Source organism: Alishewanella maricola, assembly GCF_016343785.1.
GTDB lineage: Bacteria > Pseudomonadota > Gammaproteobacteria > Enterobacterales > Alteromonadaceae > Alishewanella > Alishewanella maricola.
On sequence record NZ_JAEINI020000010.1, the window covers coordinates 12,883 to 28,725 of the forward strand.

The following is a 15,843-nucleotide window of genomic DNA, read 5'->3' on the forward strand; positions in this document are numbered from 1 at the left end:
ATATGCGGTTTCTGATCATGCTCGGCTTATTATCTACGCTAGTTTGTAGCAATCTTGTTCAGGCTGCGCGTATTAAAGATGTCACCGATATTGAAGGGGTGCGTAGTAACCAATTGGTTGGTTATGGGTTGGTGGTCGGCTTACCCGGTACTGGCGAGCAAAGCCCTTTTACCGAACAAAGCTTCCGCACCATGCTGGCTAATTTTGGGATTAACCTACCAGCGGGTTCGCGCACACAAATAAAAAATGTGGCAGCAGTGGCCATTCATGCCGAGTTACCGGCGTTTGCCAAGCCCGGGCAAACTATTGATATTACGGTATCATCCGTAGGTAGCGCGAAAAGTTTGCGTGGCGGTACTTTATTACAAACCTTTTTAACCGGCTTAGATGGCAATGTTTACGCAGTAGCGCAGGGCAGTTTAATTGTCAGTGGCTTAGGTGCTGAAGGTTTAGATGGTTCGCGTATTTTAGTGAACACACCCACCGTGGGCCGCATTCCAAACGGTGCTGTAGTAGAGCGTGAAGTAGAGTCTCCTTTTGCTAAAGGCGATTTTATTACGTTTAACTTAAAGCGCCCAGACTTTACTACTGCAAAAAGATTGGCTGAAGTAATTAATGGTTTTATGGGCCCAGAAACTGCCTTTTCATTAGATGCCTCTTCGGTACAGGTTAGAGCGCCGCGCGATATTAGCCAGCGCGTAAGTTACTTGTCGGTATTAGAAAACTTGACCTTTCAACCTGCAGATCAATCTGCCAAAATTATTATCAATTCTCGTACTGGCACCATCGTCATTGGTAAAGATGTGCGTTTGTTCCCTGCTGCTGTTACTCATGGTGGCTTAACGGTTACCATCGCTGAAAACCCACAGGTGGTTCAACCTAATGCGTTAGCCGGTGGTGAAACGGCCGTGGTACAAAACAGCATTATTGATGTGAACCCAGAAAACTCCAGAATGTTTAAATTTGACCCTGGTGTCACACTTGATGATTTGGTGCGCACAGTGAATGCAGTTGGCGCGGCGCCAGGTGATTTAATGGCCATTTTAGAAGCGTTAAAAGAGGCTGGCGCCATTCATGGTGAGTTGGTGGTGATCTAAATGGATACGGGTAAACTGCAACATTCTTATCATGATTTAAGCAGCCTGCAGCAAATTCGCAGTGCGGCAAAAGATGATAGCAAAGGTGCGCTGCGCCAAGCGGCTGAGCAGTTTGAAGGGATCTTTTTTAATATGCTGCTAAAAAGTATGCGTCAAGCGAATAAGGCGTTTGAAGCAGAAGGTTTAATGAATAGCCAAACTACAGAGTTTTATCGTGATATGCATGATAACCAAATGGCATCTGATTTAGCGCAAAAAGGTGCCTTGGGTTTAGCCGATTTGTTAGTACAGCAGTTAGACCCACAAGCCGTCAGCCAGCATAAACACACAGCTTCCGCGTTGCGTTTACCTGGTGATACGCGTGCTGATGAGTTAAATATGCCACAAGTGCAACTGTTTAAAGATGCACCGGAACTGGGGTTATTAAAAGCCCAATCTATGCAGCAGTTAGCGCAAGTGGAAATGGCTCAGCCGGGGCGGCGCGAATTATCACAACTGAGCCCATTATTAGACAAACTGCAACAACAACGTGCACAAAAGCAAGAACAAGCTCAAGCCGCGGCAATTGCTGGTAGTAGCAATACCAGCAATGTTGAGCCACAAACCGTAATAGGCGCGTCAGCGCTTCGCAATGATTCACCGGTGGAGTTTATTCGTAGCTTACTGCCCGCAGCACGCAAAGCTGCCGGTGCTTTAGGGTTAGATCCGTTAGCGCTAATTGCCCAAGCCGCACTTGAAACAGGTTGGGGTAAACGCGTTATTAAAACCGCGAGTGGTGACAATAGTTATAATTTATTTGGTATTAAAGCCAGTCGTAATTGGCAAGGTGAGACCGCCGTTGTTGATACGCTGGAATACCGACAAGGTGTGGCACGAAAAGAGCAAGCCAAGTTCCGGGCGTATGATTCTGCCGAACATAGCTTAGAAGATTATGCGGGTTTTATTGCTAATAGCCTGCGCTATCAGCAAGCGGTGGCTGCAGCGCCTGAACCCGCAGCCTACTTTAGTGAATTACAAGCAGCAGGGTATGCCACCGATCCTAATTATGCCCAAAAAATTATGGCGGTATTTAAAAGTACAGCCTTTGAGCAAGTCAGAGCAGAATTAAATAACGCTCAAGATTTTCAAACAACAGCCGAAGAATAGCCTATACCCGTGATCGGGTGCGTGGAGCGATAAATGAGCTTACTTAACATTGGTAGAACAGCGGTATTATCCAGCAACACCTTGCTAAATACCACCGGTAACAATATTGCCAATATCAATACGCCTGGCTATGTGCGGCAACGCACGGAATTTGTGTCGCAGCAATTTGGTTTAGGTGTTGGTCAAGGCACGACTGAAAGGTTAGTAAGTGAGTTTAGTCAGAAGCAACTACGACGTGACACGACCAGTGCCGCTTATAGCTCACAGTATTTATCGGAAGCGAGTCGAGTTGATGCGTTGTTTTCTAATGCCGCCAACAGTATATCAACGGGCATGAACAATTTGTTTCAACAAATTCAAACAGCTAACAATGACCCCACCCAGTTATCAAATCGACAGTTAGTGTTGGGTACCAGTCAATCGCTTATTGATCAGTTTAGCAATATGTCCACGCTTCTTTCAGATCAAGAACAATTCTTAAATCAGCAACTAGATGTGTATGTAAAAGACGTAAATGACTTTGTGAGTCAGATTGCGGCTTATAATGTTGAAATTGTCAATTATGGTTCTAGTGCCGGTAGACCGGTTCCTCTAGATTTACTCGATAAGCGTGACGCGGCCATATTAAAGTTAGCCGAATTTGTCGATATCCAAACAGTGGATGCTAAATCAGGTGAAAAACTGGTGTTTATGGGTACGGGGCAGTCGCTCGTGGTTGAACGTGGTCAGTTTAATTTACTTTCCATGCGAGGTGACCCCGATCCTAATGATCGTGAAATCTTGCTCACCTTACGTGAAAATGCTGATGCAAAAGTGGCACTGAGTGCCCAAGGTATTGGCGGTAAAATGGGCGCATTGACGGATTATCGGTTGCAGGTTTTAAACCCAACGCAACAACAACTTGGCCAATTAGGGTTAACACTGGCCGACAGTATGAACCAGCAGAATAAATTGGGTTTAACTCTTAACGGCACAATTGGCCAGAATTTATTTACTTTACCAAGCTCAAAAGGTTTAGCGTTTAAAAGCAATAGCGCTAACAGTAGTGTTATTGTAGAAATTGAACCCGGCAAAGCCAACCAACTGCCCCCGAATAATTTCCTTGTGAAGATAGTTGACGCTACTACCGCCACTGTAACGGCGTTAGACGAGATGGGACAGCCTTATCTAGACAGCAATGGCCAACCTGATCTAACGAAAGTGAAAACTTTAACCAGTGCTACGGGTTTTCCCTCAGTAACCCCCTTTACCGCAGATGATGCTAATGGTGATTTATTTGGTTTAAAGTTAACTATTAGTGGTGTTGCAGGTGATGAATTTATCTTAAAACCATTAAGTTCTGCGGCGCGTGAACTCCAAATGGCAACATCAAGAGCAGAAGATGTAGCACTTTCTGGACCAATACGTGGCGAGTACCTTATCAGTAACTTAGGAAATGGTCGAGTTGAAGGCGTGACGGTTTTCAATACCAATCCAGCAGACTCTGCTTTTTTGAGCAATGGCCTTCGGGATGGGCCTTATACTGTAACGTATCAAGGGTTTAATAGTGTTGCTGGTGAGCATATATTTGAGATTGCAGATAATACAGGCGTTATTGGTGAAAGCCGGTTTACTACAAATAATTTCAACAATATGTTTGAGAACAGTACTTCAGTACCAAATCTAAAAGAGCAACTAGGGTTTGACTTTAGTCTTACGGGCATTCCCAAACCCGGTGATATCTTTACTTTAGATTTTAATACCAACGGGTACAATGATAACCGTAATGGTTTAGCCATGTCAGCTTTACAAAATGAATCTTTGGTGCGGCGCAGCCCTGATCAACAGAGTAGTGCGGTGAACTTGTACAGTTTTAACCAAAGTTATGGGATCATGGTGGGCAACATTGGTGAACGTACACGCCAAGCCCGCACTGCCGATGAAGCCAATACTGCTATTTTAGAGCAAACAACCCTTTGGTATGAGTCATTATCCGGTGTAAATTTAGATGAAGAAGCAGCCGATTTAATTCGTTTTCAGCAAAGCTATGCGGCAGCGGCTAAAATTATAGCCACTTCGCAAGAAATTTTTGACACTTTGTTACAGTCAGTGAGGTAAGTCATGCGTTTAACTTTTAATATGCAGTTTACACAAAGCTTGAATGGCATTCTTAACGCACAGCAACGTATGTCAAAAGCAGAAACGCAGTTGAGCAAACAAACACGTATTCTGTCTCCCGCCGACGACCCAGCAGGCGCGGCTAAGGTGTTAAGCCTGGATCAAAGTAAAGCGCAGATTGAACAATTTCAAACCAACAGTATTTTGTTGAAAAACAACTTAGCACTGCAAGAAACGGTGCTTACCAGCATGAGAGAATCTTATGATCGTGTTTCTACGCTGGCGCAAGCCAGTGGTAATGGAACCTACACAATTGAACAACGTAAAGCCATCGCGTTTGAATTAAAAAATATTCAAACCGAGTTGTTTGATTTAATGAACACGCGTAGTTCAGAGGGCAGTTTTATTTTTGCTGGCTATCAAGATAAGACGGCTGCTTATGAATTCACGTCTGATGGTAAATATCAATTCAAGGGAGATGATGGTACGCGTAATTTGCAAGTTTCACAGTCAATCACCCTGCCAAGTAATGATAGTGGTAAAGCTATATTTGATAGCGTATTTGAACGTTTTAAACCACAAGTCACTAGTGCCCCAACTGGAGCATCTATAGATGTTGTAGATCAAACTGCGTTTGATAGTTTTTATTTAAGTAATTTTGATAATCTTACCGCAGCAAACAATCAGTATCAGCTGGATATTGATGCCACGGGTAACTATCAATTTTTACGTAATGGCAGCCCATTAAGCCCGGCTGTTACTGGTGCATATACCCCAGGTTCAGCTATTGTATTTAATGGTGCGAAATTTACATTTGATACGGCAACAACGCTACCAGCCCAAGTAGATTTTGAACTTTCTAGTCCTCAACAAACTAATATTCTAAATACACTACAAAAGTATATAGAGATTTTAAGTAATCCAATAGCAACGGATGCAGAACTCAATACTGGACTCGCTGACATTCTGCAGCAAACCACGGTTACCGCGAATAACGTTGATAGTGTTTTAGCTAATCTAGGTGGCCGATTAAATGTGGTCGACAGTGTGTTTAATACCAACGAGGATTTATTAATTAATAACCAGCAGTATAAGGCAGATATCTCCGAAGTGGATCTTGCCGCAGCGCTTACTGAAATTAAACGTCAAGAAGTGGCGTTACAAGCGGCATCACAGACTTTTTCTAAAGTTAATGCCACAACGTTATTTGATTATATTCGCTAAAAACCAGAGCAGGCAGCAATGCCTGCTCCAAAGCCATTGATTAATATTGATTTAAAATCCTCAAAAAAATTCTAAAGTTTCCTCGCACTGCGCCGATACATATTTAACACGGCAAGAAACAGGCAATACGCAGTTCAAATTGCCTTAAACAGTTAAAAAGCGAGGAATACATCATGGCTTTATTCGTAAACACCAATACTTCATCACTGAACGCACAGCGTCAGATGCAATCTTCAGGCAACGCTTTAGATACTGCATTCAAACGTTTATCTTCAGGTTTCCGGATTAACAGCGCAGCCGATGATGCGGCTGGCTTACAGATTTCTAACCGTTTAACTAGTCAGATTAATGGCTTGGATCAAGCATCACGAAATGCTAATGATGGTATCTCATTAGCCCAGGTTGCTGAAGGCGCAATGGATGAAATTACAAATTCACTGCAACGCATTAGAACTTTAGCGATTCAATCGCAAAACGGTATCAATGCAACAGCTGACCGCGGTGCTTTACAAAAAGAAATTTCAGCATTGAAAGTTGAAATTAGTCGGATTGCTGCCACAACTCGGTTCGGTGATCAATTACTACTAGATGGTACAGGTAATAAAGCATTCAACTTTTTAGTTGGCGCTAAAGGAACCACAAACGAATATATTTCTGTAAGTTTGTCTAGAACGAGTGGTTGGGGTTCAGTTGGTTTAGGTGTGAATACCGCCACGGTGGCTACATCAGCTAATGCGGGATCGGCAATTGCTGCTGTAGATTTAGCAATAGCGGCTGTGGATGGCAAACGCGCTGACTTAGGTGCTGTGCAAAACCGGTTTCAAGCAACGATTCGTAACTTAACGAACGTTTCTGAAAATGTATCTGGCGCACGTGCTCGGATCCGTGACACCGATTTTGCCAAAGAGACCGCTGAGCTGACGCGGGCACAGATTTTACAACAAACCAGTCAGACGGTTTTAGCTCAAGCAAACCAACGTCCACAGGGTGCACTTAGTTTATTACAAGGTTAATAGCGTAACGCGCTGAAGCATCGAGATTATTGCAGTAATCTTGCTTCTTGCCGGAAAAGCTTCAGTGGAGTGACTCGCTTATTATAAAGCCGCCATATGGCGGCTTTATCCTTCCTAAACGCCGCAGTATTATTCTTATAAATAATTTAAAAAAAACCTAAAGTAAATTTAAAGCCCGCCGATACAAAGTTAAGCCAAGTTGCAGCTTGGCTCAGCTAAACGGATTATCCGTACTTTAAACTACAGTCAAAGGCGATATATGCCGATGACTAAGGAGTGACTCATGGCTTTATTTGTCAATACTAACACCTCATCGCTGAATGCTCAGCGTCAGTTGATGAACTCAGGCGGCGCCTTGGATACCGCGTTTAAGCGTTTATCTTCTGGTTTCCGGATTAACAGTGCGTCTGATGATGCGGCTGGTTTGCAGATTTCTAACCGATTGACCAGCCAGATTAATGGTTTGGATCAAGGCGCTCGAAATGCCAACGATGGTATCTCTTTAGCGCAAGTTGCTGAAGGTGCGATGGAAGAGATTACTACTTCATTGCAACGGATGCGTACACTGGCTGTTCAATCTCAAAATGGTATTAATGCCACTGCCGATAGAGCTGCACTGCAAAAAGAAGTGTCAGCACTAAAAGTAGAAATCAGCCGTATTGCCAGTACTACACGTTTTGGTGACCGTATTTTGTTGAGCGGCGGCGGTTCGTTTAACTTTTTAGTTGGTGCTAAAGGCACTACTAATGAATACATTTCGGTAAGTTTAAACCGGACCGGTGGTTGGGGTGCGGCAGGGTTATCGATAGCGGGTACAACAGTCGCTACGTCTGCGAACGCAGGTAGCGCGATCATTGCAATCGATAAAGCGATAGCGTCAGTTGACGGAAAACGTGCAGATTTGGGTGCGGTTCAAAACCGTTTCCAAGCAACAATTCGTAACTTAACTAACGTTTCTGAAAACGTGTCAGGTGCGCGTGCACGGATCCGTGATACCGATTTCGCCAAAGAAACAGCGGAATTGACTCGGGCGCAGATTCTGCAACAAACAAGCCAAACCGTGCTTGCTCAGGCGAATCAGCGTCCACAAGCCGCGTTGTCGTTATTAGGATAATAACGTCTTAAGTGCTCAGATGAAGGCAAGCGCCTTCATCTAGCCTTATCCGTTGAGGTGATATTATGAATACAGTCACAAATGCTGCAGTATCCATTACTAACAAAACCGATTTTAATAGTAAAGCTGCCAATGCCGAGCAGCTTAGGCCTTTGGCTAAGCAAGAAACTGCTGTAGATGCTAAAGTTAATGCAGTTCTCCCAAGTGCTGCAGAGGTCGAAAATGCACTTAGTATTGTAAACAAAGCAGCAATATTTGAACAGCGTTCATTGAGTTTTATGGTGGATGAAGCTTCAGGTAGATCTATAATCAAGGTTATGGACAGAAGTAATGACCAGCTAATCAGACAAATTCCTTCTGAGGAGTTGATAAAGGTTGCTCAGGACATAAAAAAACTTCAGGAAGAAATGGGACAGTCATTGGGTGTATTGGTTGATAAGCAGGTATAGTATCATCAGAGTGAAAACGTTAAAGCATAGGGGGCGTTTATGTCATCAATAAACTTTTTGGGTGCAGCTTCAGGTTTACCGCTTGACGAATTAGTGTCAAGTTTCGTAAACGCCGAGCGCCAAACCAAGTTTTCACGAATTGAAAAAACAACTTCTACGCTTAACGCTTCACTTTCTGGTGTTGGTCAGCTCAAATCCGCTTTATCAGGTTTCTTGGATGCGGCAAAAAAACTTACAAGTGACAGTTTAAAAGCCAGAACAGTTAGTATTACTCAGCCAGAAGCGGACAAAACGTTTATTGAGGCAACGGCAAAAAACACCGCTGCGGCTTCAAGCTTCGAAATTAAAGTGAATCAGTTAGCCAAAGGGAGTCGTTTGGAAACGACTGACGGTTCTTTTGCCGATGCCAGTGCGGTTATATCTAATACGGCGGGTAATCTTACTTTAACGGCAGACGGCAAATCTTTTACTGTAGAAGTGACAGCTGGAATGACTTTAAACGAACTTCGTTTAAAAATTAATGATTCAGCGGAGAATTTTGGTGTTAACGCTAATATTTTGAATGTTGGCGGTACTACCGGCGCAAAACTCGTATTAAATTCTAATATTACAGGAACAAATAATGACCTGGTTATTAGTAATGACAACGCTGAGCTTGATGCCTTATCTACTATACCCAGTGGTGCTGTGGCGGGGCTGAATTTAACCTCTGCCGCTAGAGATGCACAAATCGAGGTAGATGGTACCGTTTTTAATAGTAGCAGCAATGTATTTACAGATGTTGTGCAGGATATTTCCTTAACAGTCAAAAATGTTACGCCAACCGGCAATAATGCAAAGCTTGATATTGCTACTGATAAAACGGCAGCTGAAACAAATATTAATAGCTTTATTAGCAGTTTCAATGCACTTGTTGCTCAAGTCAATGATTTGACACGTAATCGTATTTTAGGTGCCGATGGCTCTATTACGCTTGAAAGCGGTGCCCTTGCGGGAGACTCCTTACCCAGAAACGTATTAAACCAGCTACGTGGTATTTTAGGTTCGACTGTTCCTGATAGTTCTCAGGGTTTAAATAGCTTATATGCCTTGGGTATTACTCTTAATAAAGATGGTAATTTAGAAATTTCGACCAGTACTGAATTTAATACCGAGACGGGGAAAAATCGGTTTGATAATGCGCTAGACCAAAAATATGATGAAATAGCAAAGCTATTTGGCGGTGAAGCAGGTTTAGTGAGTCAACTTGACTCGTTGTTAAGTGAATACACCAAAACGGGTGGTATTTTATCTAATCGTCAGGATACTTTGCAGTCACAATTAAAAGAAAATACTAAAGCTTCTGAAGCCGCCAGCCGATACATAGCTAGTTATGAAGATTCACTTAGGAAGCGTTACGCTGCACTAGACTCTCTTTTGGGTCAAATGCAACGTCAGCAGGCGAGTGTTACGGCCGCATTGTCTAGCCTTCCTAAGTTTTCATCGAATAGTTCGAGCTAAGGAGTCACTATGAGTTATGGTATTAAAGCTTACAGGTCAGTTGGTGTAAAAGATGATTTAGCTGTGGCTGATCCGCATCGTGTTATTCAATTATTGATGCAAGGTGCTTTAGAAAATATGGCAAAAGCCAAAGGGGCTATTGAGCGAAAGGATTTTGCAGGTAAAGCACAAACGCTTGCCAAGGCAATTGCGATTATTAGTTCTCTTCAAGGTTCACTTGATATGGATGCGGGTGGAGAGTTATCAGATAATTTGTTTTCATTGTATGATTTCATGCTAAATCATTTAACGATTGCTAGTAGAGACCTTGATATTGAGAAAATTGACGATGTCATTTCTTTAATGGTGACGATTAAATCAGCTTGGGATCAAATTTCAGTGGCTGACCGCGAAAAGGGCTATAGTTTGCAAGGACAGCGAGACCAACAAATGGTTGTAGGGATCTGATGTTAAGTCAGCTGCCGCCGGTCAATATTGATCTCATTGTCTCAGAGATAGAAGCATTATTGTCTGCTGAACATTTTGACCCGCAAGAAATCAGTTGTTTGCTTTCAAATTTAGACAGCACTATTGCAGACTTAGCTGTTGCAGCTAAGTCTGACCCTCTGGCGGTAGAGCAGTTACAGACGTTAAATCATTGGTTTGATAAAACAAGACAACATATTCTGTCAGAACACACCAAAGTTGTTACAAATTTGAAAGAACTTCACACAGGTCGAAAAGCCAGCCATAATTACCGCCAGAATACCTAACTGAGTTTTTTGCATGTTAAATTTGATGAGCGATTTTCTTGATGAAGATGCCGATCTTCAATTCATTAATGATCAACAAGCAGCAATTAAACTTAATCGTGAACTGCAAAAAAACTTACTGTTTTTTAAACATTTCAATAATGACATTCATAGTAAAATTAATGCATATTCTGCGCAACGATATTGTGTTTTTTCAACTAAAAATCAGCAGCTTAATATTGTTGAAATTGCCAGCGGTCGTGTTTTATATAGTCAAAATCCAGAAGCAGAGATTAAGGATGAGGTGGCCAGTTTTTGTCAAACGGCTCCAATTGTTAGTTTAACCTCTTCGTTGCAGCCCCAGTCTCATTCAGCTGTGTCTGAAAATGCAGTTATCTTAAGTTTTGGTATTGGTTTGGGTTTGCATCTTTTACCATTAATTAAGCAAGTAAGACCCAGTGTTTTAGTCATTTATGAAGCCGACATGGACTTGTTTATCACTTCATTGCACACCACTGATTGGGCAATGATTTTTGAGACTGCCGTAGCTTTAAATACGCAGATTTCACTTCAACTAGGTAACAGCGGTGCGACGATAACCGCTGATTTACAAGAGTTGCAGCAGTTACTTCCTAATCTCGATAAATGCTACTTATATCGACATTTAGCGCATCCCGTTTCAGATGAAATATTTAATTATTTGATTGCTTTTAGTGGTCAACCAGAGAAATTGTTACGTCAAAGACCACAATTCCTTGGTTATGTTGATGATCACGTTTATATCTCGGAGCGTTTCTCGGGAATTCTGGCTAATCAACAATATAAAGATGCTCCTAAAACTGCTCTATTCGAAAAGAATTTAGTCGCCTTAAAGCAATATTATCCGATTTTATATCATGTGTTTGTTGATTATATACCCAAAGATTGGCGGGTAGTTGACATACAGGGGCAGTTTAATCTCTGGTGTGATACTCGAAAAGGGTTATTTTATGACGATGTGACTGAGCAATCAGCACATATGGTTGAACGTTTTTTGCATAGTCCATTAGACAACCAAGTCATTCTTAATCAAGGCGGCTTGGAAAAAATGAGTAACTACGTTCATTTCAAAGCGGTTAAAAAGTTACAGCCCGTATTTAAAAATTTAAAACCTCGTGTATTTGATGAGAATACGGATGTTGATAATTTAATCGTTTTGGGTGTTGGGTTAGGGCTGCATATTGATATATTGCTATCTAAACGTGAAGTCAAAAATCTGTTTGTATTTGAACCGAATCTTGATTTTTTCTATGCAAGTTTATTCGTGACAGATTGGGCTACACTTTTTACAAAAATTGCAGAGTCTAAACAGCGGATTTATTTTAATATTGGTGGCTCTGGTGAAGAATATTTCCAAGATATCATGGGCCAATACTATCAAACCGGCGCTTACGGTATTGCCAAGAGTCAAATTTTTCCAGCGTTTCTCACTCCAGGTATGCGAAATGCTTTGGAGAAACTTTACTCCCAATTGAAGATTATAGTGGCGATGGGGGAGACCTTTGATCATGTGCGCTTTAGTTTGGCTCATACTTTTCATAGTATGAAAAGTGGTCATTATTTTTTAAAGCAGCAACGACAAAAATTAGGTATGGAAAACTTACAAGATATCCCCATATTTATTGTAGGAAACGGGCCAAGCCTTGATGAAAGTTATACTTACATAAAAGAACATCGTGAAAACATTATTGTTGTAAGCTGTGGTACTGCTTTACGTTCATTATATCGATTAGGAATTACCCCTGATTATCATGCTGAAATTGAACAGAATAGAGCCACTTTTAATTGGATCAGCCAAGTAGAGGATCCTCAGTGGCTTAAGAAAATTGCGCTGTTGTCAGTTAATGGGATTCATCCAGACACAGCGGGTTTATTTAAGGCTGTGTATTTGGCGTATAAAGACGGTGAGTCTTCAACCAATTTTTTCAGATCATATTTAGAGCAGCAAGGTATACATATTAGCGCTTTAAGTCATGCTTACCCTACAGTGTCGAACTTTTCCGTAGATTTTTTTACCAGCTTGGGTTTTAAACATCTCTATCTTTTTGGCATCGATTTAGGGTATTTGAGCGTTGAGCAACATCACTCTAAACACTCAGCTTATTATCATAATGATGGTGCTGGCGTGATGGATGCAGATAAAATTTTTAATGCAGGTATACAAATTAAAGGTAATTTTAGAGATTGTGTGCAAACAAAAGCTGAATTTGATTTTTCTCGCAGCATTTTAGAAATGACGATTGCTAACTTAAATAAAAATACGGCTATTTATAATTGCAGTGATGGTGCTTATATCCAAGGAGCAATGCCATTAAGACCCCAAAATATATTAGTGTCGATAGAACAGTCAGCATCTTTAAAGAACTTCGAAGAACTATTTACATCGTGTTTTTACTCGGCTGAATTACAATTTCACACTGCAGTATTTGCTGATTTGATGCAGCATAGCGGTTTGTCAGGCGTGGTTGATGAAATGCTTATGCTTTTGGTTGATGTAGACAATTACCAGGACGCGAAAAAGCTGATTGATACTCAATGGCAAACTTTTATTGAAGCTTATTATTCTGATAACAAACTGGGTTTTTATTTACTTTGTGGTAGTGTTATCTATATGTTGAGTGTTATGACTCGCATCTTGCCAGTTAGCAATGAACCGCTTGAACAGCTCGAAGAACTTAAAGTGTTTAATAACGTGTTAGAAATCTGGCGAGAGTACTTACTGCAAGCCAATCTTGACTTTACTAACGCGCCATTCAAACACTGTGCTGTGGATGTAAGTTTCTTGTTTAATAAAGAGTCATCTATTTCTGAAAATACAAAGGGTTGAGTTTTATCGAAATGCATAATTTTTAGGTTAATAACCCTACAAACTCAAGCGAAATAAACAATGTTGCAGATAAGTGCGCCAAAACTGGCAAAGAGCTAAGTTAGTTTGTGTTTCAGCTTGGCATCGATAAAACCTGCTGCTGACCATTTCAAAATAACGTAGCGAACCATCAAAGAGTGTATAACTGTGATCTAATTTACTCGCTATTGTTGAATTGAGAATTTGGCGTTGCAGTGAGGCAATATATATAGGCGCCGCATTTATATTTTCATCTAAACAACTCAGAAGCTGTTTCACACAATATTGTCCCTTTTCCTTAAATTGTTGAGTCAGTTCTTCAAATTTAATCGTAAGATTAGCCTCTACGAATAATGTCAAAAAATCTTGTTTGAAAGCATTTGTGGTTGACAATGTGCAAGTAATGTTAGGTATGCGAAGTGGGATGCTTGAAGTGATCGCTGCTCCGTCATTACAATTAAACACCTGCTGAGCAGGTGATAATGCAATACGTTCTCCCATTAATTTTCTCGCCATATCAAAGCTGGAAATAGTTAAACATTCTCCTCCAAAATTTGCGTTAATAACGTAAGCAGAACCATGTGTTTGTTCATAATCATATAGTTGAGAACCGTCTTGCTGAAAATAAACAGAATCTCGTGCATGATGAGAATTTTGATTTTTAAAACCGAAATCGACGCCTATTAAATAGAGTTTTTGAACTCCTATACTTAAAAACAAATCAACAGCAAAGTTGGTTACGGTATAGTAAGAATAGTTTAATTGCAGCAAGCTAAAATGAGTGAAATTCGATGTAAACTCTCGATGTACATCTGTGTTTTCAACCGACACTAAGAGATTTTTTTGAAAAACCGCCAGTATTGCTGGGTGTATATCAGCTGGACCGATTAAGGTCAGATGTTTAAGATACGAAGCGGGTAGTTTATTTAGATAAAATAGCGTGTCAGCACCACGCTCTAATTCCATGTGATAATCGGGTGTAAGGCCATTACGATGTAGGGTTATTAATGCCGTACCACAGCTAATCAAAATAAGATTTTTTCGATGCTTTACCACATAATCAATATGTAGGTCTAAACTGGGACCATTACCGACGATGAATATAGGGGCTTGTTCTGAAACTTGTTTATTTGTTAGGTAAGTGGCGTTGGATATATTTTGGTAATAATGGTTTAAACTGGCAAACTGTTTTTCAAAATAATGGCTTTTACCATTACAAGACTGCACTATTTCTAATAACAGGTGATAAGCAGAGAATAGCGTTTTTTCATAATATGGTTGATCGATAAAGATATCTGTTAGCTGGAGTTGTCCACTTTGATACTGAGCTGTAATGCGTTGCTCAACCTCTGCAGTCTGCTGGCAAAAATACAAGTCTCCTTTAAATTGGTACCAGGCTATAGTAAAAAGTGACGCGTAAAGAAAGTCTGTATCTGGCTCTAGAACCAAAAGATACTCTGAATTTTCTAGTGCTTTGCCACAGGCTTCATAGTCAGCACTACCCAGTAAAATCCGCTCAGTAACAAAGTGAGCATTCTGCTCAGACGCAGTTTGTATGGTCAATTGTAATTGTTTAACGTTTTTAAATAACGTTGCAAACGCAGTGTTAAGTAATTTTTCCGGTAAGCTAAAGTCAAACACAACCGGATCTTGTGTTAATGAGGACTGTTTTATTGTGCCTCGATGCGCTTTGTTTGCACTGACTGAGAAGACTTTTCCACATTTATCTTGCATTGCATAATGCTGCTGCCATATTACAAGTTGCCAGTTTTGCCATTGATATGAGTGCAATTTTTGATAAAGCGAAGATTGATTTTTGGCAAGCCATGCAAGGTTTTTTCTAAAACACTCTTGTTCATTATGGCTTAATGATAGTGAAATGGTCCTAGGGTTAACCTGGGAGATGGCACTGGCTAAAAACTGTGGTGTTAGCGCACAATACTTAGAATTGTCACTGTGTTCTTGCTGATATAACTCTGAAGCTAAATGTGGGTAATGCAAATGTTCAAAATAATACACAGGTCCTGCATCAGAGTATGCTTGTTTCATCTCATCTAAATCAGCTTTAACGCTTTTTGCTGATGTTCCCAGTTGCACAAAAAGTTGAATACCCTGTGCTTGGCAGAGGGTTAATACTTCAAACCACGGAGCACTCTGTAACGATAATAATAAAATATCAGGTTCTGGTTCGTAGAAGATGACAAATCTTGGTAGCGTTTTTTGCAACAATGGCAGCAGGTGGTAGCCTAATCCAACACCGATAATCACTAACACTAAGTTGGATTGAGGCAGTGATTTGCTATCTAAAAACTGTGCTACAGCATTGGCTGCTTCGGCTTCTGGGTCTTGTCCGTAAAGCATTGCCCCAGCTGTTTTTAAACACAAGTTCAGAGTCTTGTTCCCGTTTACAACTATTTCATATCGTTGGGGTTTTTGCTTTATTATCTCAGCTAACGATGGAATTTGCCGTGTGATTGCCTGTATGTTTTTTGTGCTTCGCTGAACTATCGCTACAGCTGCGGCGGCTTCGGCTTCTGCTTGGCATTCAGTGTCTAAGTCGACATGATAGTTAATTGATTCAAACATAC

General features: G+C 41.0%; 12 protein-coding genes. 11 read left to right on the forward strand and 1 reads right to left on the reverse strand.

Translation table 11 applies throughout. From position 1 onward, the window contains the following. Window positions 1-2 precede the first annotated feature (2 nt). From JAO78_RS13045 to JAO78_RS13095, 11 genes are all read left to right on the forward strand, one after another. A complete protein-coding gene (locus JAO78_RS13045; RefSeq protein WP_371930729.1) occupies window positions 3-1,097 on the forward strand; it encodes a flagellar basal body P-ring protein FlgI in 1,095 nt (364 codons plus the stop codon). Then, window positions 1,098-2,243, forward strand: a complete 1,146-nt coding sequence (gene flgJ / locus JAO78_RS13050; protein ID WP_226751802.1) for a flagellar assembly peptidoglycan hydrolase FlgJ — start codon at window positions 1,098-1,100, stop codon at window positions 2,241-2,243. Window positions 2,244-2,276: 33 nt separating this feature from the next. Continuing rightward, entirely contained in the window at window positions 2,277-4,340 is a 2,064-nt protein-coding gene (gene flgK, locus JAO78_RS13055) for a flagellar hook-associated protein FlgK (RefSeq protein WP_226751803.1), read from the forward strand. Between the two features lie 3 nt (window positions 4,341-4,343). Then, window positions 4,344-5,564, forward strand: coding sequence for a flagellar hook-associated protein FlgL (flgL, locus tag JAO78_RS13060; protein ID WP_255654629.1), 1,221 nt, complete (start codon window positions 4,344-4,346; stop codon window positions 5,562-5,564). A gap of 173 nt (window positions 5,565-5,737) precedes the next feature. Beyond that, entirely contained in the window at window positions 5,738-6,577 is an 840-nt protein-coding gene (locus JAO78_RS13065) for a flagellin N-terminal helical domain-containing protein (RefSeq protein WP_226751804.1), read from the forward strand. A 283-nt stretch (window positions 6,578-6,860) separates the two neighbouring features. Further along, window positions 6,861-7,691 (forward strand): flagellin N-terminal helical domain-containing protein, encoded by an 831-nt coding sequence (locus JAO78_RS13070; protein ID WP_226751805.1) that lies wholly within the window; start codon window positions 6,861-6,863, stop codon window positions 7,689-7,691. A 65-nt stretch (window positions 7,692-7,756) separates the two neighbouring features. Further along, a complete protein-coding gene (locus tag JAO78_RS13075) occupies window positions 7,757-8,140 on the forward strand; it encodes a flagellar protein FlaG (RefSeq protein WP_226751806.1) in 384 nt (127 codons plus the stop codon). A gap of 39 nt (window positions 8,141-8,179) precedes the next feature. After that, complete coding sequence (fliD, locus tag JAO78_RS13080; protein ID WP_226751807.1) at window positions 8,180-9,640, forward strand: flagellar filament capping protein FliD; 1,461 nt, start codon at window positions 8,180-8,182, stop codon at window positions 9,638-9,640. Window positions 9,641-9,649: 9 nt separating this feature from the next. Then, entirely contained in the window at window positions 9,650-10,087 is a 438-nt protein-coding gene (gene fliS / locus JAO78_RS13085; RefSeq protein ID WP_226751808.1) for a flagellar export chaperone FliS, read from the forward strand. Beyond that, window positions 10,087-10,392 (forward strand): hypothetical protein, encoded by a 306-nt coding sequence (locus JAO78_RS13090; protein ID WP_226751809.1) that lies wholly within the window; start codon window positions 10,087-10,089, stop codon window positions 10,390-10,392. The genes fliS and JAO78_RS13090 overlap by 1 nt, the downstream gene beginning before the upstream one ends. Window positions 10,393-10,405: 13 nt before the next feature. Then, entirely contained in the window at window positions 10,406-13,237 is a 2,832-nt protein-coding gene (locus tag JAO78_RS13095; protein WP_226751810.1) for a motility associated factor glycosyltransferase family protein, read from the forward strand. A gap of 36 nt (window positions 13,238-13,273) precedes the next feature. On the opposite strand, the gene JAO78_RS13100 is transcribed toward JAO78_RS13095, so the two are convergent. Further along, on the reverse strand, window positions 13,274-15,841 hold the full coding sequence (locus tag JAO78_RS13100) for a motility associated factor glycosyltransferase family protein (RefSeq protein WP_226751811.1): 2,568 nt from the start codon (window positions 15,839-15,841) through the stop codon (window positions 13,274-13,276). Window positions 15,842-15,843: the final 2 nt, after the last annotated feature.